The 276-nt window shown below is 55.4% G+C and carries 1 pseudogene; it reads right to left on the reverse strand.

Annotated elements, in window-relative coordinates:
• Positions 1-276, reverse strand: a pseudogene (locus B3F49_RS05145) (U32 family peptidase); the annotation flags it as partial.

The following is a 276-nucleotide window of genomic DNA, read 5'->3' on the forward strand; positions in this document are numbered from 1 at the left end:
GTTTCAGGTCAAGAAAGGGGAGGGGATCGAGGGTTTGCAGGAGAGAGCGGGGTGGAAGGGTCTCCGTCTCCTGCTTGTCGGGTACAATCTTGCTTTCCGAAGTGGAGGTGAAGAACCTGGCAAGGTTCCTGTCCAGGCTCTCATACCAAGCCCTTCTGGCCGCCTTCAATGCAGAGAGCGGCAAAAACAGCTCATCCATCCGATAGGATGTCTGATTGTCCACAGAGAGGGTTCCAAGGGTGAAGTACGAGGTGTCGCTCTGGCTGAAAATCCGGG

The sequence above is a fragment of the Sphaerochaeta sp. UBA5836 genome (assembly GCF_002432845.1).
GTDB lineage: Bacteria > Spirochaetota > Spirochaetia > Sphaerochaetales > Sphaerochaetaceae > Sphaerochaeta.